This window comes from Cognatilysobacter xinjiangensis (genome assembly GCF_014651995.1).
Taxonomy (GTDB): Bacteria; Pseudomonadota; Gammaproteobacteria; order Xanthomonadales; family Xanthomonadaceae; genus Cognatilysobacter; species Cognatilysobacter xinjiangensis.
Window position 1 is genome coordinate 89,692 of sequence record NZ_BMXY01000003.1, and the last position, 25,447, is coordinate 115,138.

A 25,447-nucleotide genomic window follows, 5' to 3' on the forward strand; every position below is an offset into this window, starting at 1 on the left:
GGCCGCCGCCATGAACCTGGCGATCGTGCACAGCCGTGCGCGAACGGGCATCCGTGCGCCCGAAGTGCGCGTCGAGGTGCACCTGGGCGGCGGGCTGCCGGCGATGAACATCGTCGGCCTGCCCGAGGCCGCGGTGCGCGAGGCCAAGGACCGCGTACGCGCCGCCATCGCCTGCGCGCAGTTCGAGTTCCCGCAGCGGCGCATCACCGTGAACCTCGCCCCGGCGGACCTGCCCAAGGACGGCGGGCGATTCGACCTGCCCATCGCACTGGGCATCCTCGCCGCCAGCGGACAGGTGCCGCTGGAAGCGTTGCGCGACGTCGAGTTCCTCGGCGAACTCGCACTCACCGGCGAGCTGCGGGCGGTCGATGGCGTGCTGCCAGCGGCACTGTCGGCGGGCGATGCCGGGCGCAGGCTGGTCGTGCCCGAAGCCAACGGCGCGGAAGCCGCGCTCGCGTCCCGCGTCGAAGTGCGAACGGCGCGCACGCTGCTGCAGGTCTGCGCGATGCTCGCCGGGCGCGAGACGCTGCCGACCGCGGTGGCAGCGCCCGTGGTACGCACCGCCGGGCCCGACCTCTCGGACGTGCGCGGCCAGCTGCAGGCGCGGCGTGCGCTCGAGGTCGCCGCGGCCGGTGGCCACCATCTGCTGCTGGTCGGCCCGCCCGGCTGCGGCAAGACGCTGCTCGCCTCGCGCCTGCCGGGCCTGCTGCCGGAAGCGAGCGAGGCCGAGGCGCTGGAGTCGGCCGCCATCGCGTCGATCAGCGGACGCGGGCTGGATCCGTCGCGCTGGCTCGAACGCCCGTTCCGCGCGCCGCACCACACCGCAAGCGCGGTGGCGCTCATCGGCGGCGGCGCGCAGCCACGGCCGGGCGAGGTCTCGCTCGCGCACAACGGGGTGCTGTTCCTCGACGAATTTCCCGAGTGGCAACGGCAGGCGCTGGAAGTGCTGCGAGAGCCGCTGGAATCGGGCGTGGTCACCGTCTCGCGCGCGGCGCGCAGCGCGGAGTTCCCGGCGCGCTTCCAGCTGGTCGCGGCGATGAATCCCTGCCCCTGCGGCTGGGCCGGCGACCCGTCGGGGCGCTGCCGCTGCAGCGGCGACGCCATCCAGCGCTACCGTGCCAAGGTCTCCGGCCCGTTGCTGGACCGCATCGACCTGCACGTCGGCCTGACCCGTCTGCCGGCGAGCGAACTCGGTGCCAACGGCCGGGCCGGCGAGTCCAGTGCCGCGGTGCGGGCCCGCGTCGAGCGCGCACGCGCGCTGCAGCTCGCGCGCTGCGGCAAGCCGAACGCGCGCATGACGCCGGGCGAGACCTTCGCGATGTGCCGGCTGCAGCCCAACGACCAGGCGCTGCTGGAACGCGCCGTGGAGCGCCTGCAGCTCTCCGCACGCTCGATGACCCGCATCCTGCGCGTCGCACGCACCATCGCCGACTTGGCCGGCAGCGACGGCATCGACACGCCGCATCTGGCCGAGGCTCTCGCCTACCGGGGCGTCGAGCAGGCGCGCACGCAGGCGGCCTGAGCGGCGGCCGCAGGTTCCATTCCGCGACCCCGCCCGCCACTCCACGCAAAAAAACGCCGGGAAGGCTCCCGGCGTTTTTCAGCAATCGCGTTCGACGCCGTGTCAGATGCCGATCGGCATCGAACCTTCGGTCTGACGGCGCGCGACCAAGAGCCCGATCAGGCCGCCCGCTCGAACTGCTCCTCCTCCGTCGAGCCCTTGAGCGCGACGGTGGACGACTGGCCACCCTGGATGGTCTGCGTCACCGCGTCGAAGTAACCGGTGCCGACCTCGCGCTGGTGCTTGACCGCGGTGAAGCCGCGTTCGGCCGCCGCGAATTCCTTCTCCTGCAGCTCGACGAATGCGCTCATCTGGTGGCGCGCGTAACCGTAGGCGAGGTCGAACATGCCGTAGTTCAGCGCGTGGAAGCCGGCCAGCGTGATGAACTGGAACTTGTAGCCGTAGCCCGCGATTTCCTTCTGGAACTTGGCGATCGTCGCGTCGTCGAGGTTCTTCTTCCAGTTGAAGCTCGGCGAGCAGTTGTAGGCGAGCATCTTGCCGGGATACTTCGCATGGATCGCCTCGGCGAACCTGCGGGCGAACTCGAGATCAGGTTTACCGGTTTCGCACCAGACGAGATCCGCGTACGGCGCGTAGGCGAGGCCGCGGCTGATCGCCTGGTCGAGGCCCTTGTTCGTCTTGTAGAAGCCTTCGACCGTGCGCTCGCCTGTGCAGAACGGCTTGTCGTTGTCGTCGACGTCGCTGGTGATGAGGTCGGCGGCTTCGGCATCGGTGCGCGCGACGATCAGCGTCGGCACGCCCATGACGTCGGCGGCCAGGCGCGCGGCCACGAGCTTCTCGACCGCTTCGCGCGTCGGCACCAGCACCTTGCCGCCCATGTGGCCGCACTTCTTGACGCTGGCGAGCTGGTCCTCGAAGTGCACGCCGGCGGCGCCGGCCTCGATCATCGCCTTCATCAGTTCGAACGCGTTGAGCACGCCGCCGAAGCCGGCCTCCGCGTCCGCCACGATCGGCTGCAGGAAGTCGATGTCGCCCTGGCCTTCCGCGCACTGGATCTGGTCGGCGCGCAGCAGCGTGTTGTTGATGCGCTTGACCACCTGCGGCACCGAGTTCGCCGGGTACAACGACTGGTCCGGATACATCTCGCCCGCGATGTTCGCGTCGGCCGCGACCTGCCAGCCCGAAAGGTAGATCGCCTTGAGGCCGGCCTTGACCTGCTGCATCGCCTGGTTGCCGGTCATCGCGCCGAGCGCGTTGACGAAGTCCTCGGTCTTGAGTGAATTCCACAGCTTCTGCGACGTGATCTTCGCGATCGAATGCTCGACCGGGATGCGGCCGCGCAGGCGCACGACGTCCTCGGCCGAGTACGGCCGGGTCACGCCCTCCCAGCGCGGATCGTTGGCCCACTGCTCGCGGAGCTGGTCGGCGGTCGGAAGCGTCGTCGTCATGGCGGATCTCCTGTCGGGTCGTCGTCGGGCAAAGCGGGGCCGTTCCGTCCGCCGTGCGGACGGCTCGGGTCATCGCGGGTTGTTCGGAAAACTCAGTCGAGGCGCCTGTAGGCGGGCAGCGTCAGGAAGGCCTCGAGCTCGTCGGCATGGGTGAGGCGGTCGAGCAGGCCGATCGCCTCGTTGATGCGGCTGGCGCCGGGGATGTCGGTGCTCGCCAGGCTCGGCAGTTTCATCAGCGCGCGCTCGAACAGGGTTTCGTCGACGGGCGTGCCGTCGTCGAGATAAAGGTCGCCGGCGCGCAGCCACTGCCAGAGCTGCGCGCGAGCGATCTCGGCGGTGGCGGCGTCTTCCATCAGCCAGTGGATCGGCACGCAGCCGTTGCCGTCGAGCCACGCGGCGAGATAACGCACGCAGACTTCGACGTTGCCCTCGAAGCCGGCGCGGGTGATCGAGCCGATCGGCGGGGTGATCAGGTCGTCGCGGGTGACCAGCACGTCCTCGCGGGTGAGGTGCTTCTGGTGCGCGCCGGGCATGCGCTCGTCGAACACCGCCTGCGCGAGCGGGATCAGCGCCGGGTGCGCGACCCAGGTGCCGTCGTGGCCGGCGGTGACCTCGCGCAGCTTGTCCGCGCGCACCTTGGCGAGCGCGGCGTCGTTGGCGGCCGTGTCGTTCGCGATCGGGATCTGCGCCGCCATGCCGCCCATCGCGTGCGCCCCGCGGCGGTGGCAGGTCTGGATCAGCAGCTCGGAATAGGCGCGCAGGAACGGCTGCGTCATCGTCACCTGGCCGCGCTCGGGCAGCACCTTGTCGCGGTGGCGGCGGAAGGTCTTGATGTAGGAGAAGACGTAGTCCCAGCGGCCGCAGTTGAGGCCGGCGATGCGATCGCGCAGGGCGTACAGGATCTCCTCCATCTCGAACGCGGCGGGCAACGTCTCGATCAGCACCGTCGCCTTGATCTGGCCGCGCGGCAGCTTCAGTTCGGCCTCGACGTGATCGAGCACGTCGTTCCACAGCTGGGCCTCCTCCATGGACTCGAGCTTGGGCAGATAGAAGAAGGGGCCGCGGTCCTTCGCAGCCAAGGCGCGTGCGTTGTGGAAGGCGAACAGGCCGGCGTCGAACAGGCTGCCGGACATCGGCTGGCCGTCGACGAGGACGTGCTTCTCGTCGAGGTGCCAGCCGCGCGGGCGCACCATCAGCACCGCCTGTTCGGCGAACGGCTTGGGCGCGTAGTGCTTGCCGTTGGGCGCGGTGAATTCGAGCGTGCCGGCGACGGCGCCGCGCAGCGCCTGCTGGCCGGCGACCAGGTTGGCCCAGGTCGGCGAGGTCGAGTCCTCGAAGTCGGCCATGTAGACCTTCGCGCCCGAGTTCAGCGCGTTGATGACCATCTTCGGGTCGACCGGGCCGGTGATCTCGACGCGGCGGTCCTGCAGCGCGGCCGGCAGCGGCGCCACGCGCCAGTCGGCGGCGCGGATGTGGGCGGTGTCGGGGCGGAAGTCGGGCAGCGCGCCGGCGTCAAAGGTCGACTGGCGGATGCGGCGGGCCTGCAGCCGGCGCTGGCGCTCGGGCTCGAAGCGGCGGTGAAGGGCGGCGAGGAAGGCCAGGGCCTCGGCGGTCAGCAGCGCGTCCTGCCCGTCCACCCGACCGCGAACCTCGACTCCCCGAACCCCGTCCCCCGACTCGATCAGCACTGCCGACATCGCACACCTCGTATGGCCGTTTCGTCCTGACCGACCATGCGCCTGCGTCTGGTATTTGACAAACAAGATTTGTCAATGCGATCTATTTGAAAATCGAATACACGCGACCGTCATGCCCAAGTCCGCCGCCTCCCGCTTCGCCTACAAGGCCGACCGCCTCAAGCCGCTGCGCGCCTTCTGCCAGACCGCGCGGCTGGGCTCGGTGTCGCGTGCGGCCGAGGCGTTGTTCCTCAGCCAGCCGGCGGTGACCCTGCAGCTGCAGGCGCTGGAGCGGGAGATGGGCGTGAGCCTGCTGGAGCGCAGCGGCCGCCGGCTGGTGCTGACCCGCGAAGGCGAGGCGCTGTACGACCTCGCGCGGCCGCTGGTGGAGGGCCTGGACAACCTCGAGCCGATGTTCCGCGACCGCATCCGCGGGCTGGACGCCGGCGAGCTGCACGTGGCCGCCGGCAGCTCGACCATCGTCTACCTGCTGCCGAAGATCGTGGAGGCGTTCCGCGCGCGATATCCCGAGATCCGCCTGATCCTGCACAACGTCACCGGCCCGCGCGGGCTCAACCTGCTGCGCGACGACGGCGCCGACCTCGCCGTGGGCTCGATGCTCGACGTGCCCGGCGACCTCGCCTACGTGCCGGTCCACACCTTCGAGCCGATGCTGATCACCCCGCCGGACCACCCCCTGGCGGCCCGGCCGGAGATCGAGCTCGCCGACCTCTCGCCCTACGGGCTGATCCTGCCGCCGCAGCGCCAGACCACCTACCGCATGGTCGACCTCGTGTTCCAGCGAGCGCGGGTGCCCTACACCGTGGCGCTGGAGGTCGGCGGCTGGGAGGTGATCAAGCAGTACGTGGCGATGGGGCTGGGCATCTCGATCGTCACCGCGATCTGCCTGACCGAGGCCGACGCCGGCAAGCTGGCCTCGCGCTCGCTGTCCGCGTTCTTCCCGTCGCGCAGCTACGGCGTGGTGACGCGGCGCGGACGCGCTCTGAGCATCCAGGCGCGCGCGTTCGTCGAGCTCGTGCACAGCGTCGGCCGCGTGCCCGACGCGTCCTGAGCCCGGCGCGAATTCCCCCGCGTTTTCGCGGTGGAGCGCCGGGCCGCACGCCGTCTACGATCTGCCGATGGACGCGCCCCGACCCCTGCCGCCGCGCGACGAGATGGTCGCCGCAATGCTCGCCTGCGACGCCGCCTATGAGGGCGTCTTCATCACCGCGGTGCGCACCACCGGCATCTACTGCCGCCCGACCTGCACCGCGCGCAAGCCGCTGCCGCGCAATGTCGACTTCTATCCGACCTGCGCCGAGGCCGCGGCGGCCGGCTTCCGGCCCTGCCTGCGCTGTCGGCCGCTGGAAGCCGTCGACGCGCCACCCGCGTGGATCGCGCCGCTGCTCGAGGCCGTCGAGCGCGAGCCGCACCGCGCCTGGACGCAGGCCGACGTGCGCGACCTCGGCCTCGCGCCCGAGCGCGTGCGCGCCTGGTTCCGCCAGCATCGCGGGAGCAGCTTCTCCGCCCACGTCCGTGCGCGGCGACTCGGCCTCGCGCTGGACCGGCTGCGCGAGGGCGCGGGGCTCGACGACGTCGCCGCCGACACCGGCTACGCCTCGCTCAGCGGCTTCCGCGACGCCTTCCGCCGCCGCTACGGCGTGCCGCCCGGTCGCGCGGCGACGCCGCATCGCGCGGTGCACCGCGTGCTCGCCACGCCGCTCGGCCCGATGCTCGCGCTCGCCGAGCCGCGCGGCCTGGTGCTGCTCGAATTCACCGACCGCCCGGCGCTGCCGCGCGAGCTGCACGCGCTCGAAGCCCGCCACGGCTATGTCGCGAGCGAGGGCGGGCATCCGCACCTCGACCACGTCGAGCGTGAGCTCGCCGCGTATTTCGCGGGCGAGCTCGATGCATTCACGTGCCCGCTGCATGCGCCGGGCACGCCCTTCGACCGCGCGGTCTGGGACGCGCTGCGCGCCGTGCCGCACGGGGGCACCACGACCTACGGCGAACTCGCGGGGCGCATCGGCCGGCCGACCGCGGCGCGCGCCGTCGCGGCGGCGAACGGGCGCAATCGCCTCGCGATCGTCATCCCCTGCCATCGCGTGATCGGCCGCGACGGCCAGCTCGTCGGCTACGGCGGCGGCCTGCCGCGCAAGGCGCGCCTGCTCGCGCTGGAGCGCAGCGTGCGCGACCGACGGGACGACGCGCCAAGCCGCCAGCTCGCCCTCTGCTGACCTCATTCCGGACCGAACGGCACCCCCTGCATGCGCCAGCCACTACGCCTGCCCGATCTGCTGCGCGCGACGCCCTACCTGCGCGTGCCCAATGCCTGGGACGCCGCGAGCGCGCGTCGCGTCCAAGCCGCCGGCGCGCCGTTTGTCGCCACCACCAGCGCCGGTGTGGCCTGGTCGCTCGGCCTCTCCGACGGCGAGGCGCTCGCGCCTGCGCAGGTGCTGCAGCGCGCGGCCGAGATCCGCCGCGCCTGCCCGGGCGCCGCGCTGTCAATCGACCTCGAGCGTGGCTATTCGGACGATCCGGACGCGGTCGCCGCGCTGGTCGATGCGCTCGTCGACTGCGGCGTCGGCGGGATCAACCTGGAGGACGGCGATGGATCGCCCGACGTGCTCGCGGCCAAGATCCGGGCGATCCGCGCGCGCCACGGCCGCGACCGGCTGTTCGTCAATGCGCGCACCGACGTCTACCTCGCCGCGCTCGCGCCAGCCGCGGAGCGACTCGCGGTCAGCGTCCATCGCGCACGCTGTTACCGCGACGCGGGCGCCGACGGCCTGTTCGTGCCCGCGCTCGTGGACGCGGCCGAGATCGCCGCCGCGGTGCAGGCCGTCGACCTGCCGCTCAACCTGATGGCGATGCCGGGCCTGCCCGCCTCGGACACGCTGCGCCAGCTCGGCGTGCGCCGCGTGAGCGCGGGGCCGGGCCTGGCGATTGCGGCCTATGCGCGATCCGAGGAGGTCGCGCGCGGCTTCCTGGCCGACCAGCCGACGCTGCTGCCGGCAGGCGCACCGGGCTTCGCCGAGATGGATGCACCGCCCTGAGCGGCGATGACGGCTCGCGCGGCCCGTGCATGCGCACGAACGCATGAGCGCCTAGAGCCGACGGGGTACTCGGCGGTGGCGACGACCGGGCGGCCCGCATCCGCCGTGGCATGCACGCCTGCAACGACGATGACGACGGCAGGCGATCGGCCGCGCGACGGGCGTGCGGCTACAGCGTGCCGCGGTTGCGGCCCATCCACGGCGCGTACCAGGCACGCACGCGCGCCATGTCCGCGGCGAGGTCGTCCGTCATCCGCCACAGCGGGCCGATGCCGATCACCCGGTCGGGATAGTGGAAATAGACAGGCAGCACCGGCACGTCGGCCGCGCGCGCCATCTTCCAGAAGCCGGTCTTCCACTTCTCCACGCGGCGGCGCGTGCCTTCCGGCGCCAGCGCGAACCACATGCGGTCGGCCTCCCGGATCATCGCCGCCGCCTGCCCGGTCACGCCGCGGGCATTGCTGCGATCGACCGGGATGACGCCCAGCCGGCGCAGCAGCGGGCCGAGGCCCGGCACCTTGAAGAGCGCGTCCTTGCCGAGGATGCGCGCGTCGAGCCCCAGCGCGAGCTTGGCCGCGAAGCCCCAGACGCCGTCCCAGTTGGACGAATGCGGCGCGGCGATCAGCACCAGCTTCGGTACGTCGGGCAGCTCGCCGAGCATGCGCCAGCCGCCCAGCCGCAGCACCGTGCGCCCGAGCCACCGCGTGAAACGGTTCGGGCGCACCTGCGGCGCGCTCGGCGGCAGCGGGGGCACCTGCCCGGGCGGCCCCGCGTGCGGTGGAGATCCTTCGCTCATGCTCAATCCCATTGCCGCGTGGCGCGCTCGCGCTTGATGCTGCCGCGGCCCTTCTTGGCCTCCAGCCGACGCTCCTTCGAGGCCCGCGTGGGCTTCGTCGCCACGCGCTTCTTCGGCACGTGCGCGCCGGCGGCGATGAAGGCGCGCAGGCGCTCGCGCGCGTCCTCCCGGTTGCGCTCCTGCGTGCGGAAGCGCTGTGCACTGATCACCAGCACGCCTTCGCCGGTGACGCGTCGGTCGCGCCGCGCCAGCAGGCGCGCGCGCAGGTCGTCGGGCAGCGTGGGCGAATTGGCGATGTCGAAGCGCAGCTCGACCGCGGTCGCGACCTTGTTGACGTTCTGCCCGCCCGGCCCCGCAGAACGCACGAAGCGTTCGACGAGTTCGTTCTCGGGGATATCGGGAGGCGTGTTCATGCCAAGCATTCTAGGGACGCGCCCGCGTTGACGCCGTCACCCATCGCCCGCAGCATTCGCCGATCCCTAGGAAGGTCCATCGACATGAAGCGTCTCGTACTTGCCGCCGCCCTGGTCCTTGCCGCGCCGTTCGCGCAGGCCGCCTCGCCGACCACCGAGCAGGTCGATGCGCTGATGGCGTCGATGGACATGTCGTCGACGCTGGACGGCATGTACGACCAGATCGGAAAGTCGATGGAGCAGATGGCGGCGAGCGCGCTCCCGGCCGATGCCAGCGACGCCGATCGCGCACTGCTGCGGAAGCTGCTCGCAAAACAGCAGGCGATGCTGCGTGAGGAAATGAGCTGGTCGCGGCTCTCGCCGATCTACCGCCGCGTCTACATGGACGTGTTCAGTGCCGAGGAGGTCGTCGCGATGACGCGGTTCTACCGCAGCCCCGAAGGCCACGGCATCCTGCAGAAGATGCCACTGGTGATGGGGCGCACGATGCAGGAGATGCAGCCGATCATGCAGTCCTTCATGCAGCGGTCGATGGCCGATCTCAAGGACGAACTCCAGAAGGCCACGCCGAAGAAGTAAGGCTCACTGCGCGTCGAACAGCGCGAGCGCCTTGGCGAATTCGTCGTCCACCGGCGCCTCCACGCGCAGCGGCTCGCCCGTGGCCGGGTGCGCGAAGGCCAGCGCCCGTGCATGCAGCAGCATGCGGTGGATCCCCATCATCCGGAACGCGCGGTTGTGGCGGCCGTCGCCGTGGCTGGTGTCGCCGATCAGGTGATGCGAGAGGTGCTTGAGGTGGCGGCGGATCTGGCGGAAGCGCCCGGTCTGCGGGCTCGCCTCCAGCCAGGCGTAGCGCGAGGTCGAAAAGCCGGCGGACGGCACGTCGATCTCGGCGGTGGCAATGCGCCGGAAGCGGGTGATCGCGGGCTTCTTCTGCGGCTTGCCGGGGCCGCCGTCGAGGTCATGGTCGACGACGAACTCGGCCTCCGCCGGCCAGCCGCGGCAGATCGCCCAGTAGGTCTTCTCGACCTCGTGCGACATCAGCGTGCGGCCGAGCGCGGACGCGGTGTCGCGATCGAACGCGAGCAGCAGGCACCCCGACGTCGCGCGGTCGAGCCGGTGCACCAGGAACACCGGACGGCCGAACTGCTCGCGCAGGCGGTCGGCGGCGAAGTCGGTCTCGCCGCGGGCGAGCGCGCTGTCGTGGACCATCAGGCCCGCGGGCTTGGCCACCACGGCGAGGCGGTCGTCGACGTGCAGCACGGGCAGGGCGAGGTCGGTCATGGGCACTCCGCGGCGGGGCGGCATTGTCGCAGTGCGACGCACCGACGCGGGCGCGCCGACCCGCTCGCTAGAATCCACGTATGAGCGCCCTGCCCGACTTCGACACCGTCCGCGACTGGCTGACCGGCCTTCAGGACCGCATCTGCACCGCCATCGAGGGCGCCGACGGCCGCGCCCGCTTCGTCGAGGACGCCTGGACCAAGGTGCCCGGCACCTCGCCGATCGAGGGCGGCGGGCGCACGCGCATCCTCCGCGAGGGCGGCGTGTTCGAGCAGGCCGGCATCGGGTTCTCCGACGTCTCCGGCACGCGGCTGCCGCCGTCGGCCACCGCCAACCGCCCCGAGCTCGCGGGCGCGTTCTGGCGCGCGGTCGGCGTGTCGCTGGTGTTCCACCCGCGCAATCCGTACGTGCCGACCACGCATGCCAACGTCCGCCATTTCCGCGCCGAGCGCGACGGCGAGACGGTGGCGTGGTGGTTCGGCGGCGGCTTCGACCTCACGCCTTACTACCCGTTCGACGAGGACGTGCTGCACTGGCACCGCGTCGCCCGTGCGCTGTGCGAGCCGTTCGGCGGCCAGGAACGCTACGAGGCGCACAAGCGCTGGTGCGACGAGTACTTCTTCCTCAAGCACCGCGACGAGACCCGCGGCGTCGGCGGCCTGTTCTTCGACGACCTGCACGGCGACTTCCAGGAGGCCTTCGGCTACACGCGCGCCGTCGGCGACGGCTTCCTCGACGCCTACCTGCCGATCATCGAGCGCCGGCGCGACACGCCCTGCGGCGAACGCGAGCGCGACTTCCAGCTGTACCGCCGCGGCCGCTACGTCGAGTTCAACCTGGTCTTCGACCGCGGCACGCACTTCGGCCTGCAGTCGGGCGGCCGCACCGAATCGATCCTGATGAGCCTGCCGCCGCTGGTGCGCTGGGAGTACGGCTACGCACCCGAGCCCGGCTCGCCGGAGTCGCGACTGGCCGACTACCTGCGCCCGCGCGACTGGCTAGCCGAGCTGGCGGGCTAGGCCGTCCTGCCGGGCTCGCCCGTTGCGGGACCGTCTTTCGACTTCAGCGCTTCCGCGAGCGAGAACACCCACGGCCGCATCGCCAGTGCGACGCCGACGCTGCGTCGGCGCCCGCTCGGCAGCTCCGCATCGAGCTCGGCAAGCTCGGTGACCTCGGCCGAGAGCCGCTGCAGCTTGCGCCGCAGGATTTCGATCGACGCCTCGCTCAGCTCGCGCACCTCGAACCGCAGGAGTGTGCGCTCGCCGTCGAAACGGTCGTGGAGAAATTCGCGCAGTACCTGCGCGCCGTAGCGGCGCCGCACGGGTCCATCGCTGCGCCACGCGAAGTCCTGTGCGATGCGCAGGCGCACACGGTCCGATGGCAACAGCTCGATCAGCCCCAGGCGGTCGAGCCGCGCGAGCAGCAGGGTGCGGACGGTACCTCGCAACTCGAAGTCGCCCGCGATCTCGTCCACGCTGCGCCCGCTCACCAGCAGGTGGAACAGCAGCAGGAGACGCGGGTCGGCGGCCAGCGCGCGCTCCTGCTCGATGCTCAGCCGCCGCGGCAGGCGGGTGCCGCCCTTCGCCTGCCGTGCGAGCTCGGCGAGGTCGGTTCCCGCGATCTCCGCCAGCTGGAGCAGTTGCGCGAGGCTCAGCCGCCCGCGCGACAGCATCCGCTTGATGCTGGCCTCCGACAGCCGCATGCGCCCGGCCACGACGGCGTAGGTCAGGCCTTGGCGGCGCAGGGCGCGCTTGAGCGCATCGATCAGCGCAGAGGGATCGGCCGTCGGGCCTGGAAGGTCCATCGAAGTATCGGCCTGCGTCACGCGCGGTAGCGCCTCGCGCTACTTTGCATGCCGGGCTTGCATGGCGCTACTGGCGCGGGTCCGCTGGCTTCGGACGCACACCGGAGCCCGCCCATGAACCCGATCGATCGAGACCACCCGCTGCAACGCAATGACGTCCACAGCCGGCTCAATCCCACGCGGCACGCACGCATCGAGTGCCCGGAATCGGCCGAACAGGTCGCGGAGCTGCTGCGTCGCGCGGCGCGGTCGGGGCAGCGCGTCGCCGTGGCCGGCGCGCAGCACGCGATGGGCGGGCAACAGTTCGCCGGGGGCGGCTGGTTGCTCGACACCGCCGCGCTGGCCGGCGTCATCGATTTCGACCGCACGCGAGGGCTCGTGCGCTGCGGGGCCGGTACGCGCTGGCCGGCGCTGCAGCACTTCCTGAAAGCGCGGCGCTCGCCGTCCGGCGACGGCTGGGCGCTGCGCCAGAAGCAGACCGGGGCCGACGACTTCAGCCTCGGCGGCGCGCTCGCCGCCAACATCCATGGACGCGGGCTCGACATGCGGCCGTTCGTCGAAGACATCGAGGCATTCACGCTGGTCACGCCCGACGGCGGGATCCACCGCGTCGACCGCGCCAGCGCGCCGGAAACGTTCGCGCTGGCGATCGGTGGCTACGGCATGTTCGGCGTCGTGACCGACCTGACCCTGCGCCTCGCGCCGCGCCGGGTGCTGGCCCGCCATGTCTCGCTGATACGCCGTCACGAACTGCATGCCGCCTTCGAGCAGGCCCGCGTGGATGGCGCGCTGTACGGCGACTTCCAGTTCGCGATCGACCCGGACAGTCCCGACTTCCTCGACCTCGGCGTGTTCTCGGTCTACCGGCCCTGCGACGGCGACGCCGATCCCGCGGAGGCGGCGCGCCACCTGTCGTCCGCGCACTGGCGCGAGCTGCTCGCCCTCGCCCACACCGACAAGACCGCCGCGTTCCGGCGCTACAGCGACTTCTACCTGTCGACCGACGGCCAGCGCTACGGCAGCGACGACCACCAGTTCGGGGTCTACCTCGACGGCTACCACGACGCCATCGATACCTGTCTCGGCCACCGCGGCTCCGAGCTCATTACCGAGCTCTACGTGCCGCGTGGGTCGATCGCCGACTTCCTCGCGGTGCTCGCCGAGGACTGCCGACGCCATCGAATCGACCTCGTCTACGGCACGGTGCGGCAGATCCGCGCCGAACACGAGACGCGCCTGTGCTGGGCGAAGCAGGACTGGGCCTGCGTGGTGCTCAACGTCCACGTGCGCCATGACACGGACGGACGGCGCCGCGTGCGAGCGGACATGCAGCGCTTCATCGACCGGGCGCTCGAGCTGGGCGGCAGCTTCTACCTGACCTACCACCGCGACGCGCGGCCCGACCAGCTACGCACCGCCTACCCGGGGATCGACGAAGTACTCGCGACCAAGCGCGCACGCGATCCGCAGGGCACGCTCGCCAGCGACTGGTACTGCGCGCTGCAGGCCTCGCTGCTGCGCGCAGCGGCATGAAATCCGGCACGCCGAGTGCGACCGCGCTGCTGGTCGCCAGTTCGGTGGTGCGAGCGGGTGCCGCGCACGGGCTTCCGCCTGCCGCCATCCGCATCGCGAAGACCGCGCTCGACGCAGAGGGATCGTGGCTGGCGCTGGCGCGCTACCGACCCGGGCGATGGCTCATGGCCCTGGTGGAGCGCGCGGTGCTCCCGGGCCTCGCCGCGCACCACTGCGCGCGCAAGGCCTGGCTGTGGGCGCGATTGCAGCGCACCTCCGTCGTGGACGCCCCGGTGATCTGGGCAGGGATCGGCTTCGACGGCCTGGGCCGCGCGCTCGTGCGACACGCACCGCAGGCGGTCGTGATCGAGACCGATCACCCCGATACGCTGCGACGACGTGGTGCCCGCCTGGGCGACGAAGCCGGGGTGCGGATGCACGCACTCACGCTGCCGGTCGACATCGATGTGCTGGACGCCCTCTGCGCGGCGCGGCCGGCCACGGTCGTCTGCGAGGGCGTCCTGATGTACCTGCCGCCACGCGACGTGATGCGCCTGCTGCGCCGGCTGGCGGCGTCCACGGTGCCTCCGAGGCTGATCTTTTCCGCACTCGAGCCCGCGGATGGCTGCGGCGCCGGGTTCCGTCGCATGCCCGCGGTGGCGCGGCGCTGGCTGGTTCGCCACGGCGAGCCCTTCCGCTGGCGCGCATCACCCGAGCAGGTGCGTCGCTGCCTCGCACGCGCCGGCTACACCGTCACAGCGCGATGGGCCGGGCGCGCGCTGGGCGAATACATGATCGAGGCCGAGGCACTACCGCGATGACGACCTGCGACGCGAGGCGGCACATGCGGACGCGAGGCGCCTCATCAGGCCGCCGGCGAATCGCGGGCAATAAAAAGCCCCGCAGGCAGGGGGGGCCGGCGGGGCTGAGGAACGGGGCCTGGGGAGGGGCCTTACGTTCCGGGGATCGCTCCAGGGGAGGGGAGGATCAGCGTCGGACGTTGCATCCGGCGCAGGGACATGAAAGCACCGGGAACATGCACGGAAAGTGAAGGCATCCGTTGTCAATCCGTAAAAATTCAGGGGGAATTCATCGATTTCCTGCCGCTTGTCGGCAAAGCGTGATCCGGCGCGGGGAACCGGCGCGACCGCGTCCGCATGCGGCCTGTCCGAAGCGGCCTTCGCGTTGGTGCCCCTGCATCGTTCTGGTGCAGGCGCGGCGCCTCAGTGGGCCTGGTCCCAATTGAGGCCGACGCCCGCTTCGACCTCCAGCGGCACCTTCAGCTCGGCAGCGGCGGCCATGCGCCGCTTCACCTCGTCGACCAGTTCGGGCACAAAAGCCTCGTCCACCTCGAACACCAGTTCGTCGTGCACCTGCAGGACCATCAGCGCACGTTCGGCATCCGGCTGCAGCCAGCCGTGGATGTCGATCATCGCCCGCTTGATGATGTCGGCCGCGGTGCCCTGCATCGGTGCGTTGATCGCGGCGCGCTCGGCGCCCGAGCGCAGCCCCTGGTTGCGGGCGTTGATGTTCTCCAGGTACAGCCGGCGGCCGAACACCGTCTCCACGTAGCCCTGGTCGCGCGCCTGCTGGCGCGTGCGGTCCATGTACTCGCGCACGCCGGGATAGCGGGCGAAGTACAGCGCGATGTAGTCCTGCGCCTCGCCGCGCGAAATACCCAGGCGCGTCGCCAGCCCGAACGCGCTCATGCCGTACATCAGGCCGAAGTTGATCGCCTTGGCGGCGCGTCGTTCGTTCGGCTCCACGGTCTCGATCGTCTTGCCGAACACTTCCGCGGCGGTCGCGGTATGCACGTCGACGTTCGAGGTGAACGCGCGCAGCAATGCCGGGTCCTCGGACAGGTGCGCCATGATCCGCAGCTCGATCTGCGAATAGTCGCAGGCGACGATGCGGCGGCCGTCCGGCGCGATGAACGCGGTGCGGATGCGGCGGCCGTCCTCGGTGCGGATCGGGATGTTCTGCAGGTTGGGATCGCTGGACGCGAGGCGCCCGGTCGCCGCGCCGGCCTGGTGGAAGCTCGTGTGCAGCCGGTGCGTGCGCGGATTGAGCATCTCCGGCAGCTTGTCGGTGTACGTGCCGCGCAGTTTCGCGAGGCCACGGTAATCGAGGATCAGCCGCGGCAGCTCGTGCTGGTCGGCGATGGCTTCGAGTGCCTCTTCGTTCACCGACGGCGCGCCGGTCGGCGTCTTCACCGTCGCAGGCAGGCCCAGCTCGTCGAACAGCAGCGCGCCGATCTGCTTGGGCGAATCCATGTTGAAGGTGCGGCCGGCGACCTCCGTCGCTCGCTGCTGGATCTCCAGCATTCGCCGCGCCATGTCGGCGGATTGCCGGCGCAGCTCGTCGGCGTCGATCATCACGCCGTTGGCCTCGATGCGCTCGAGCACCGGGATCAGCGGGATCTCGATCTCCCGGTACACGCGCTCGAGCGGCGGCACCTCGCGCAGCTTCGGCGCCAGCACGCGATGCAGGCGCAGCGTGACGTCGGCATCCTCGGCGGCATAGCGCGTGGCGTCGTCGAGCGCGACCTGCGAGAACCGGATCTGCTTGGCGCCCTTGCCGGCGACGTCGGCGTACTTGATGGTCTCGTAGCCCAGATACTTCTTCGCCAGCGAATCCATGTCGTGGCGCGTGGCGGTGGCATTGAGCACGAAGCTCTCCAGCATCGTGTCGTCGCTGTAGCCGCGCACGTTGACGCCATGGCAGCGCAGCACGTGGATGTCGTACTTGCCGTGCTGGCCGAGCTTCTTCTTCGATGCGTCCTCGAGGATCGGCGCCAGCGCGCGCAGCACCTGCGCCTTGTCGAGCTGCGCGGGCGCGCCCGGATAGTCGTGCGCGACGGGGATGTAGCAGGCGCGTCCGGGCTCGACGGAGAAGCTCAGGCCGACCAGGTTCGCGCACAGCGCGTCCAGCGAATCGGTCTCGGTGTCGAACGCGAACTCGTCGGCCGCGCGCAGCGTTTCGACCCACGCATCGAGCCGTTCCTGCGTCAGCACCGTCTCGTACTCGCCCGGGGCCGACAGCGCAGGGTCGAGCGCCTCGGCCGGCGCGACCTGCGCCGCCACGCCGCGACTGCCCGGGCCGGCGGGCGCGGCGCCCGCGTCGCCGCCTTCCAACTCGCGCAGCGCCTGGCGCATGCCGTAGCGGGTGAAGAGCTCGCGCAGCTTTTCGTGGTCGCGCTCGCGCAACGCGAGGTCCTGCGGGCCGAGCGCGAGCGCGCAGTCGGTCTTGATCGTGGTCAGCGTGCGGTTGAGCGGCAGGCGGTCGAGCACGCGCCTGAGGTTCTCGCCGATCTTGCCCTTGATCGCATCGACGTTCGCGACCACGCCGTCGAGCGTGTCGTACTCGGCCAGCCACTTGGCCGCGGTCTTGGGGCCGCACTTCTCCACGCCCGGGATGTTGTCGACGCTGTCGCCCATCAGCGCGAGGAAGTCGACGATCTGGTCGGGCCGCACGCCGAACTTCTCGACCACGCGCTGCGTGGAATCCATGCGGCTGCCGCTCATGGTGTTGACCAGCGCGACGCCGCGGCCGTCGACCGGATCACGCACCAGCTGCGCGAAATCCTTGTCGGAGGTCGACACGGTGACGTCCAGGCCCTCGGCGAAGCCGCGCAGCGCGAGCGTGCCGATCACGTCGTCGGCCTCAACGCCCGGCTCGGTGATGATGGTGATGCCCAGAGCATGCACGATGTCGCACAGCGGCTGCACCTGCGCACGCAGGTCGTCGGGCATGGGCGCGCGGTTGGCCTTGTAGGTGGGGTCGAGCGCTTCGCGGAAGGTCGGGCCCGAGGCGTCGACCACGTAGGCGACGTAGTCGGGCTTCTCGGCCAGCACCGACTTCAGCATGTTGACCACGCCGAACAGCGCGCCGGTGGGTTCGCCGAACTCGTTGGTGAGCGGCGGCAGGGCGTGGAAGGCGCGGTAGAGGTAACTGGAACCGTCGATCAGCACGAGCTTCTTCATCCGGCGATTCTACGGGCCGTGCGTCGCGCGCCCTGCGCCGCGCGTTCACGCACGGGCGGCCGTATGCTGGGCGCCCGCCCGGAGGCCCGCCCATGCCCCGACTGATCCCGCTCGCGCTCGGCCTAGCCGTCCTTGCCGGCTGCGCCTCGATGGCCGCCGTCGACGATCCGACCCTCGCGCTCGCCGATGCCGACGTGGTCACGCGCACGCTGGAGAACGGCGACACCGTGTCCGAGTACCGCGTGGCCGGGCTGCTGCGCGTGGTGAAGATCGTGCCCAGGCACGGCGTCACCTATTACCTCACCGACGATGACAACGACGGACGCCTGGACGGCCGTCGCGGCGAAGGCCCGATCACGCCGGTGCAGTACAAGATCCTGAGCTGGTAAGCCCGACCCGTTCCGTCCTGATCGAAGGGAGATCGATATGACCACCGTTGCCGCGTCGAAGCCCGCTCCGTGGGCCCGCCTGTCCTGGATCGTGCTGGTGCTGGCGTGGATCGCGCTGCTGCTGCCGTCGCTGCGCGTCGTCGCCGGCGTGCCGCTGGCCGTGGCCGGCCTGGTGCTCGCGCTGCTGGCCGCGCGGGCCGGGCGCCGCACCGGCCTGCCGCCGCTGGTGGCCGCCGTGCTGGTCTCGCCGCTGCTGTACTTCATGGCCGCGCCGGGCGGCGCCATCGCGCCGCGGCTGATCGGCGACGACGCGACGGCCGATGCCGCATCGCCCGCCGGTGCCGCCCCGGCGGCCACGAGCGCGCCCGCCCCGGCCTCGACCGTCGGCAGCCCGCGGCTGGAGGACTCGGCGCGTGCGTTCATGACCTCGATCACCGCCGTCGAGCTGGCCTCGGCCTATGCCTACGACAAGGCCGAGGCGGACCGGCTGTACCGCGACAAGGGTCTGCTGCTGACCGGCATGGTGGCCGACACCGGCCGCGACGGCTCGGCGCTGACGCTGGCCGCCAACGATTACCCGCCCGTGCGCGCGCAGGGGCTGAAGCACGAAGTGGTGGCCGGGCTGCGGCCGGAGCAGCAGATCACGCTGGCCTGCCGCGGCGCCGGCGCGACCGGCAACGCGGCGGAAGTCGTGGACTGCTCGATGCAGTGAGGGGCCGCGGCCCCACGTCTCAGACCTGCTGCAGGTTCGCGAACGCCGCCACCAGCCACTTGCTGCCGACGTCGTCGAAGTTCACCTGCACGCGCGCATGCGCGCCGCTGCCCTCGACGTCGGTGACCGTGCCGGTGCCGAAGGTGGGATGGCGCACGGTCGCGCCCAGCGGCATCGCAGGCGTCTCGACGAGGCCGCTGTCGACGCGGCGGCTGCCGGCGCCGTACACCGGCCGCGCCACCTGCACCTTCGGGCGCACCTCGTGGATCAGCGGCGCCGGGATCTCGCGCAGGAAGCGCGAGGGCATGCCGTACATGTCCATGCCGTGGATGCGCCGGGCCTCGGCGTAGCTCAGCACCAGCTTCTCGCGCGCGCGGGTGATGCCGACGTACGCCAGCCGGCGCTCCTCCTCCATGCGGCCGGCTTCCTCGGCCGACTTGCCGTTCGGGAACAGGCCTTCCTCCAGGCCGACCAGGAACACCAGCGGGAATTCGAGACCCTTCGCGCTGTGCAGCGTCATCAGCTGTACGCCGTCCTCGTTCGCACGCGCATGGCCTTCGCCGGCTTCGAGCGATGCGTACGACAGGAACGCGACCAGCTCGGGCAGCTCGGGCTCTTCGTCGTCCTCGTCGCGGTAGCTGAAGCGCGAGGCCACCGACACCAGTTCGTCGAGGTTCTCGATGCGCGAATCCAGCTGCCCCTTCTGCTCGCGCGCATAGAACTCGCGCAGGCCGGAGCGCAGCAGCACGTGGTCGATCTTCTCCGGCAGCGTGCGCTCGGCGCATTCGACCTGCAGGTCGTCGATCAGCTTGAGGAAACCGGCCAGCGCGTTGCGCGCGCGGGCGGCGAGCACGTTGCCGCTGGCGAGCTTGAGCGCGGCGACCGTGAGCGGGAAACCCTCCGCACGGGCGACGCGGCGCACTTCGTCCAGCGTGCGCTCGCCGATGCCGCGCGCCGGCGTGTTGACCGCGCGCTCGAAGGCCGCGTCGTCGGCGCGGTTGGCGATCAGGCGCAGGTAGGCCAGCGCGTCCTTGATCTCGGCGCGCTCGAAGAAGCGCAGGCCGCCGTACACGCGGTAGGGCAGCTGCTCGCCGATCAGCACCTCTTCGAAGGCGCGCGACTGCGCGTTGCTGCGGTAGAGGATGGCGGTGTCGCGATAGCTGCCGCCATTGGCGACCCACTGCTTGACACGCTCGACGACGAAGCGCGCCTCGTCGATCTCGTTGTAGGCCGCGTAGAGGTCGATCGGCTCGCCGCCGGCGACGTCGGTCCACAGCTTCTTGCCGAGGCGGTCGGGGTTGTGCGCGATCACCGCGTTGGCGGCATCGAGGATGGTCGAGGTGGAGCGGTAGTTCTGCTCCAGGCGGATGGTCTTCGCGCCGTCGAAGTCGCGCAGGAACTTCTGCACGTTCTCGACCTTCGCGCCGCGCCAACCGTAGATCGCCTGGTCGTCGTCGCCGACCACGAACACCTGCCCGGTGTCGCCGGCCAGGACGCGGATGAACGCGTACTGGATGTCGTTGGTGTCCTGGAACTCGTCGACCAGGATCTGCCTGAAACGGTTTCGGTAATGCGAGAGCAGCTGCGGCTGGTCGCGCAGCAGTTCGTGCGCACGCAGCAGCAGCTCGGCGAAGTCGACGAGGCCTGCGCGGTCGCAGCGTTCCTGATAGGCGGCGTAGACCTTGCGCATGACGTCGGTCCACTCGTCCTCGCCGCCCTGGATGTGCTGCGCGCGCTTGCCTTCGTCCTTGCGCGCGTTGATCCACCAGCCGATCTGGCGCGGCGGGAAGCGCGTCTCGTCGATCTCCAGGTCGCGCATCACGCGCTTGATCAGCCGCAGCTGGTCGTCGGAATCGAGTACCTGGAAGCTGTCGGGCAGGCGCGCGGCCTCGAAGTGCAGGCGCAGCAGCCGGTGCGCGAGGCCATGGAAGGTGCCCAGCCACATGCCGCGCGCGCCGTTCTCCAGCTGCATGTCGACGCGGTGGCGCATCTCCGCCGCGGCCTTGTTGGTGAAGGTGACGGCGAGGATGCCGTGCACCGGCACGCGCTCGACCTCGTTGAGCCAGGCGATGCGGTGGGTGAGCACGCGGGTCTTGCCGGACCCGGCGCCAGCGAGGACGAGGTAGTGGCCGAGCGGCGCGCAGACGGCCTCGCGCTGCGCCGGGTTCAGCGCGTCGAGAAGGTGGGAGACATCCATGCGGACAGTGTACGGGGCCGCTGTCGCAGGCCCCGCGTGGTTCAGTACTAGGTGAGCGGCATGTCGGCGAGGCGGCGCAGCTCGGCCTCGAGCTCGGAGATCCGCGCGTCCAGGCGTCGGCTCGCGCCGGCCTCGAGATGCGACAGGCCCTGCAGCAGCTGCGCGAGTTCGTCGAGGCGGCGGCTGCGGTCGTGCATCGCGGCCTGCCGGTATTGCAGGTCCAGCGCCGGCATGTCGTCCGGGCGGCTCTGGATGCGGCGACGCTGCTCGGCCAGCACGGCGTGCAGGCGCGTGGCGCCGCGACGGTCGGCCTCGGACCACGGCGCGCTGCGGCCGCGCACGCTCTCGCGCCAGACCGAGAAGCTGCGGCGCGGCGCGATGCGCAGGCCATCGTCGGTCGGCACCAGCGCCTTTTTCGGCTCGCCGGCCCAGCGCACGGTCTCGACCTGCTCGTTGCGGAACAGCAGCAGCCAGTCGTCCGCGCCCAGGCGCAAGCCCAGTACCCCGGCGACCGGATCGCCCTCGATGCGCGGCGCCCAGTCCTCGGCGCGATCGCTGGCGACGAGGCCCGCGGCGCCCTGCCGCTGCAGCCAGTCCACCAGCGCGGCCATGCGGCGCGGGTCCGGCCCCTGACCGTCGGCCTGCCAGCGCGCCTGCGACCACAGCGCGGCGCCGTCGGCATCGAGGCCGGCGCGCAGCAGCGGCAGCTCGCGCACCAGCGCCGCGTCGAAGTCGCGCGCGTCGACCAGGCGCCGCACCAGCTCGTCGCGCAACTGCTGCGCGTGCTCGAAGTGCGCCATCGTCTTCTGCTGGTCGCCCGAGGCCACGCGCATCGAGACGAACAGGCCGAACAGGTCGGCCGCGGCGCGGATCGCCGGCGGCACCAGCCGCGGGCTGTGGTGGTGGCAGGCGATCAGGCCCCACAGACGGCCGCCGGCGATGATCGAGATCGACATCGACGCGGCCACGCCCATGTTGCGCAGGTATTCGAGGTGGATCGGCGACACGCTGCGCAGCGCGTGCTGCGAGAGGTCGAGCGGCGCGCCGTCCGGCGTGACGCCGGGAATGATCGGCTGCGGCACGTAGTCGACGTCCGGGATCACCCGCAGGCGGTTGCGCAGGTACAGCGCGCGCGCCTGCGGCGGGATGTCCGAGGCCGGGTAGCGCAGGCCGAGGTAGGGGTCCATGTCGTCGGCCACGGCCTCGGCGATCACCTCGCCGGTGCCGTCGTGCAGAAAGCGGTAGACCATCACGCGGTCGTAGCCGGTGAGCTCGCGCACCTGCGCGGCGACGTAGTCGTGGAAGTTGCCGTGCGAGTCCTGTGCGACCGCCGCGATCATCGACTGCGCGAGCGCGGTCGGCTGCGGCGATGGGCCGCGCTCGTGGCGCGGCTCGATCTCGATGTGCACGAGGTCGTCGGCGACGTGCACCACAAGATCGCAGGCGGTGCCGAGCGGGCCGAGGTTGGCCTGGCCCGCGCGCTGCGCGAGCGCGCCGGGGCTGACCAGCGACTGCGTGTCGAGCACCGTCTGCAGCACGTCCTCGCTGAAGTAATCGCGCAGGCTATGGCCGAGCAGCGCGTCCACCGGCACGTCGAGCAGCTGGTCGATGTTGGCGGACACGTGACGCACGGTCCAATCGGGCATCGCGCAGCTGACGAGATAGCCGTGCGACTGGATCGCGCCGGAGAGGTGGATCGGTTCCTTGGTGCAGCCGTCGGCATCGACGGTGGTCATTCGGGTCATGCGGCGAGTCCGGATCGGCCGGCGTCGAGGCAGTGCTCGACGCATTGGAAGGCATCGTTGGCGCCCTCGCAGGCGCAGGCCTCGTCAGCCGGGCTCAACCGCAGCGATTCGAGGGTGGAGAGCAGCGTGCGCCAGGCATCGCCGCGCGCATGCAGCGCGAGGTAGCTCGCGCCGTGGGTTTCGGTGAAGCCCAACGCCTCGGCGCGGCGCAGCAGCACGCGCGCGCCCAGCGAGGAGCCGGCGATGACGTAGCGCCAGCCGAGGCGGGCCATCTCCCGGCTGGCGCCGTCGCCGAGATCGACGTCGATGTCGACCGGGGCATGGGCGAGGACGACGAGGTCATCGGCCAGTGCGCGCTCGCAGGCGGCCAGGTCGTCGGCATTGCCGAGCACCTGTCGCGCATGGCGCACGAAGCCGTGCATACCGCGCAGGAAGGCCGCGTAGCCGGGTACATCCGCCACGGCATCGCCGACCTGCGAATCGATGCGCGCGTGCGCGGCGGCGGTGGCGTCGCGAAGACGCCCGCGCAGGGAGGCGGAGGGGGGCATGGCCCACCACCGTATCAGCACCGCGTGAAGAAATCCTTGTTCAGCCAGCACCCCCTCCGGCCTACACTCGCCCGACTCCCGCGATACGACCCGCCATGAACCGACTCCGGCTTCGTGCTGTTCTCCCTGCCCTCCTGCTGAGCGCCGCCTTGAGCTTTCCCGCCGCCGCCGAGACCCCCGCGCCGCCCTCCCGCCTTACGCTTCAGGCCCTCGCCGGCGATGCGCCGCTGTCGGGCCCGAGCCTCGCGCGGCCGAAGGTGTCGCCGGATGGGACGCGCGTCACCTTCCTGCGCGGCAAGGAACGCGACCGCAACCGGCTGGACCTGTGGGCCCATGACATCGCCAGCGGCGGCACCCGCCTGCTGGTCGATTCCGACGACGTGCTTCCGGGCGCGGAAGTGCTGAGCGACGAGGAAAAGGCGCGCCGCGAGCGCCAGCGCATCGCCGCGCTCTCCGGCATCGTCGACTACCAGTTCTCACCGGATGGGAAGACGCTGCTGTTCCCGCTCGGCGGCGAGCTCTACCTGTATGACCTGTCGAAGTCGGGCAAGGCCGCGGTGCGCAAGCTCACCGACAAGCAGGGCTTCGCGACCGATCCGAAGATCTCGCCGGCCGGCAAGTACGTGAGCTTCGTGCGCGGCCGCAACCTGTGGGTGATCGATCTCGCCAGCGGCGTGCAGCGCCAGCTCACCTTCGACGGCAGCGAGACCATCGGCAACGGCGTCGCCGAATTCGTCGCCGACGAGGAGATGGGCCGCCACACCGGCTACTGGTGGGCGCCGGACGATTCGGCCATCGCCTTCGCCCGCATCGACGAATCGAAGGTGCCGGTGCAGAAGCGCTACGAGGTGTATCCGGACCGCACCGAAGTCGTCGAGCAGCGCTATCCGGCCGCTGGCGAGACGAACGTGACGGTGAAGTTGGGCGTGATCGATCCCGCCGCCGCGACGCCCGCGCCGCGCTGGATCGATCTGGGCAAGAACGAGGACATCTACCTCGCGCGCGTCACCTGGCGCGATCCACAGCGCCTCACGTTCCAGCGCCAGTCGCGCGACCAGCGCCGCCTGGAGCTCATCGAGACGGAACTCGCGAGTGGCAAGCAGCGCACGCTGGTGACGGAGACCTCGAAGACCTGGGTGCCGCTGCACGATGCGCTGCGCTTCCTCGACGACGGGCGCTTCCTGTGGAGCAGCGAGCGCAGCGGCTTCGAGCATCTGTACGTGGTCGACGACAAGGGCCGCGCCACCGCGCTGACCTCGGGCGACTGGCCGGTGGACGACCTGCTCGCGGTCGACCAGGCCAACGGCTGGGTGTACTTCAGCGCGGGCCGCGAATCGCCGACGCAGCTGCAGCTCTACCGCGTGCCGCTCAAGGGCGGCGCGATCGAGAAGCTGTCGAAGCAGGCCGGCTGGCACGGCGCCACGTTCGCCGCGAACGCGAGCGTGTACGTCGATGCCTGGTCGAGCCCGACCACGCCGCCGCAGCTGGTACTGCACCGCGCCGACGGCAGCGAGATCGCCACGCTGCTGAGGAACGACCTCGCCGACCCGAAGCATCCGTACGCGCCGTTCCGCGCCGCGCACCTGCCAGTGGAGTTCGGCACGTTGAAGGCCGCCGACGGGCGCACGACGCTGCACTACTCGCTGATCCGCCCGGCCGGTTTCGACGCGTCGAAGAAGTACCCGGTGGTGGTGAACGTGTACGGCGGGCCGGCCTCGCAGACGGTCAAGCAGACGTGGGCGCCGGATCTCAACCAGTACCTCGCGCAGCAGGGCTACGTGGTGTTCTCGGTCGACAACCGCGGCACCCCGCGTCGCGGCGCGGCCTTCGGCGGCGCGCTCTACGGCAGGCAGGGCACGGTGGAGGTCGACGACCAGCGCGCCGCGCTGCACTGGCTCACGTCGCAGCCGGGCATCGACAAGGACCGCGTCGGCGTCTACGGCTGGAGCAACGGCGGCTACATGACGCTGATGCTGCTCGCGCGCGGCGAGGGCGACTACGCCTGCGGCGTCGCCGGCGCGCCGGTCACCGACTGGGGCCTGTACGACACGCACTACACCGAGCGCTACATGGACCTGCCCGCGCGCAATCCGAAGGGCTACCAGGCCGCGCGCGTGCTGGAGCACGTCGACGGGCTCGTCGGCGAGAACGCGCCCAAGCTGCTGCTGATCCACGGCATGGCCGACGACAACGTGCTGTTCGGCAATTCCACCGTGCTGATGAGCGCGCTGCAGCAGCGCGGCCAGCCGTTCGAGCTGATGACCTACCCCGGCGCCAAGCACGGCCTCAAGGGCAAGGACCTGCTGCACCGGCTGCGCATCACCGAGGATTTCCTCGACCGCTGCCTCAAGCGCTGACGTGACCT

The 25,447-nt window shown here is 71.1% G+C and carries 21 protein-coding genes; 11 read left to right on the top strand and 10 right to left on the bottom strand.

The annotated features are described in order from the left end of the window. Positions 1-10 precede the first annotated feature (10 nt). Positions 11-1,522: a YifB family Mg chelatase-like AAA ATPase gene (locus tag IE066_RS11185; RefSeq protein WP_189449858.1), complete on the top strand. Its 1,512-nt coding sequence runs from the start codon at positions 11-13 to the stop codon at positions 1,520-1,522. Positions 1,523-1,680: 158 nt separating this feature from the next. On the opposite strand, the gene aceA is transcribed toward IE066_RS11185, so the two are convergent. Further along, positions 1,681-2,970 carry an isocitrate lyase gene (gene aceA / locus IE066_RS11190; protein ID WP_189449860.1) on the bottom strand — a complete coding sequence of 430 codons (1,290 nt, stop codon included), beginning with the start codon at positions 2,968-2,970 and terminating at the stop codon, positions 1,681-1,683. Positions 2,971-3,062: 92 nt separating this feature from the next. Beyond that, positions 3,063-4,667: a malate synthase A gene (gene aceB, locus IE066_RS11195; RefSeq protein ID WP_189449862.1), complete on the bottom strand. Its 1,605-nt coding sequence runs from the start codon at positions 4,665-4,667 to the stop codon at positions 3,063-3,065. Positions 4,668-4,779: 112 nt separating this feature from the next. On the opposite strand from aceB, the gene IE066_RS11200 reads away from it, so the two are divergent. From IE066_RS11200 to IE066_RS11210, 3 genes are all read left to right on the top strand, one after another. Beyond that, positions 4,780-5,718, top strand: coding sequence for a LysR family transcriptional regulator (locus tag IE066_RS11200; RefSeq protein ID WP_189449864.1), 939 nt, complete (start codon positions 4,780-4,782; stop codon positions 5,716-5,718). A 67-nt stretch (positions 5,719-5,785) separates the two neighbouring features. After that, a complete protein-coding gene (locus tag IE066_RS11205) occupies positions 5,786-6,883 on the top strand; it encodes a bifunctional transcriptional activator/DNA repair enzyme AdaA (protein WP_229790787.1) in 1,098 nt (365 codons plus the stop codon). Positions 6,884-6,913: 30 nt separating this feature from the next. After that, positions 6,914-7,702: an isocitrate lyase/PEP mutase family protein gene (locus IE066_RS11210; protein ID WP_189449866.1), complete on the top strand. Its 789-nt coding sequence runs from the start codon at positions 6,914-6,916 to the stop codon at positions 7,700-7,702. Between the two features lie 169 nt (positions 7,703-7,871). Here IE066_RS11210 and IE066_RS11215 read toward each other — a convergent pair whose 3' ends face one another. Together IE066_RS11215 and arfB are read right to left on the bottom strand one after the other, a co-directional pair. After that, positions 7,872-8,498 carry a lysophospholipid acyltransferase family protein gene (locus tag IE066_RS11215; protein ID WP_189449868.1) on the bottom strand — a complete coding sequence of 209 codons (627 nt, stop codon included), beginning with the start codon at positions 8,496-8,498 and terminating at the stop codon, positions 7,872-7,874. Positions 8,499-8,500: 2 nt separating this feature from the next. Then, the gene (gene arfB / locus IE066_RS11220; protein ID WP_229790788.1) at positions 8,501-8,911 is read right to left on the bottom strand and encodes an alternative ribosome rescue aminoacyl-tRNA hydrolase ArfB; all 411 of its coding nucleotides are present in this window, start codon (positions 8,909-8,911) and stop codon (positions 8,501-8,503) included. A gap of 84 nt (positions 8,912-8,995) precedes the next feature. Between arfB and IE066_RS11225 the strand changes: the two genes are divergently transcribed. After that, positions 8,996-9,490 (top strand): DUF2059 domain-containing protein, encoded by a 495-nt coding sequence (locus IE066_RS11225; RefSeq protein ID WP_189449872.1) that lies wholly within the window; start codon positions 8,996-8,998, stop codon positions 9,488-9,490. A gap of 3 nt (positions 9,491-9,493) precedes the next feature. Here IE066_RS11225 and IE066_RS11230 read toward each other — a convergent pair whose 3' ends face one another. Continuing rightward, positions 9,494-10,216 carry a pseudouridine synthase gene (locus IE066_RS11230; protein ID WP_189449874.1) on the bottom strand — a complete coding sequence of 241 codons (723 nt, stop codon included), beginning with the start codon at positions 10,214-10,216 and terminating at the stop codon, positions 9,494-9,496. 65 nt (positions 10,217-10,281) lie between these two features. Between IE066_RS11230 and hemF the strand changes: the two genes are divergently transcribed. Then, a complete protein-coding gene (hemF, locus tag IE066_RS11235) occupies positions 10,282-11,211 on the top strand; it encodes an oxygen-dependent coproporphyrinogen oxidase (protein ID WP_189450368.1) in 930 nt (309 codons plus the stop codon). On the opposite strand, the gene IE066_RS11240 is transcribed toward hemF, so the two are convergent. Next, a complete protein-coding gene (locus IE066_RS11240) occupies positions 11,208-11,996 on the bottom strand; it encodes a transcriptional regulator (RefSeq protein ID WP_189449876.1) in 789 nt (262 codons plus the stop codon). The genes hemF and IE066_RS11240 overlap by 4 nt on opposite strands. Positions 11,997-12,110: 114 nt before the next feature. Between IE066_RS11240 and IE066_RS11245 the strand changes: the two genes are divergently transcribed. Beyond that, a complete protein-coding gene (locus tag IE066_RS11245; RefSeq protein WP_189449877.1) occupies positions 12,111-13,529 on the top strand; it encodes an FAD-binding oxidoreductase in 1,419 nt (472 codons plus the stop codon). After that, positions 13,526-14,329 (top strand): class I SAM-dependent methyltransferase, encoded by an 804-nt coding sequence (locus tag IE066_RS11250; RefSeq protein ID WP_189449879.1) that lies wholly within the window; start codon positions 13,526-13,528, stop codon positions 14,327-14,329. Before IE066_RS11245 ends, IE066_RS11250 begins: the two co-directional genes overlap by 4 nt. A gap of 402 nt (positions 14,330-14,731) precedes the next feature. Here IE066_RS11250 and polA read toward each other — a convergent pair whose 3' ends face one another. Then, positions 14,732-17,491 (bottom strand): DNA polymerase I, encoded by a 2,760-nt coding sequence (gene polA / locus IE066_RS11255; RefSeq protein WP_189449881.1) that lies wholly within the window; start codon positions 17,489-17,491, stop codon positions 14,732-14,734. 92 nt (positions 17,492-17,583) lie between these two features. Here polA and IE066_RS11260 point away from each other — a divergent pair, with 92 nt between their 5' ends. Further along, positions 17,584-17,880: a DUF2782 domain-containing protein gene (locus IE066_RS11260; RefSeq protein WP_189449883.1), complete on the top strand. Its 297-nt coding sequence runs from the start codon at positions 17,584-17,586 to the stop codon at positions 17,878-17,880. Positions 17,881-17,917: 37 nt separating this feature from the next. Then, entirely contained in the window at positions 17,918-18,592 is a 675-nt protein-coding gene (locus tag IE066_RS11265; protein ID WP_189449885.1) for an OB-fold protein, read from the top strand. A gap of 19 nt (positions 18,593-18,611) precedes the next feature. Here IE066_RS11265 and uvrD read toward each other — a convergent pair whose 3' ends face one another. From uvrD to IE066_RS11280, 3 genes are read right to left on the bottom strand one after another with little or no spacing between them, the layout of a single operon-like run. After that, positions 18,612-20,789, bottom strand: a complete 2,178-nt coding sequence (gene uvrD / locus IE066_RS11270) for a DNA helicase II (protein WP_189449887.1) — start codon at positions 20,787-20,789, stop codon at positions 18,612-18,614. A 47-nt stretch (positions 20,790-20,836) separates the two neighbouring features. Further along, positions 20,837-22,534 (bottom strand): GAF domain-containing protein, encoded by a 1,698-nt coding sequence (locus IE066_RS11275; protein ID WP_189449889.1) that lies wholly within the window; start codon positions 22,532-22,534, stop codon positions 20,837-20,839. Next, on the bottom strand, positions 22,531-23,082 hold the full coding sequence (locus tag IE066_RS11280) for a biliverdin-producing heme oxygenase (RefSeq protein ID WP_189449891.1): 552 nt from the start codon (positions 23,080-23,082) through the stop codon (positions 22,531-22,533). Before IE066_RS11280 ends, IE066_RS11275 begins: the two co-directional genes overlap by 4 nt. A gap of 95 nt (positions 23,083-23,177) precedes the next feature. Here IE066_RS11280 and IE066_RS11285 point away from each other — a divergent pair, with 95 nt between their 5' ends. After that, positions 23,178-25,439 carry a S9 family peptidase gene (locus IE066_RS11285; RefSeq protein ID WP_189449893.1) on the top strand — a complete coding sequence of 754 codons (2,262 nt, stop codon included), beginning with the start codon at positions 23,178-23,180 and terminating at the stop codon, positions 25,437-25,439. Positions 25,440-25,447 lie beyond the last annotated feature (8 nt).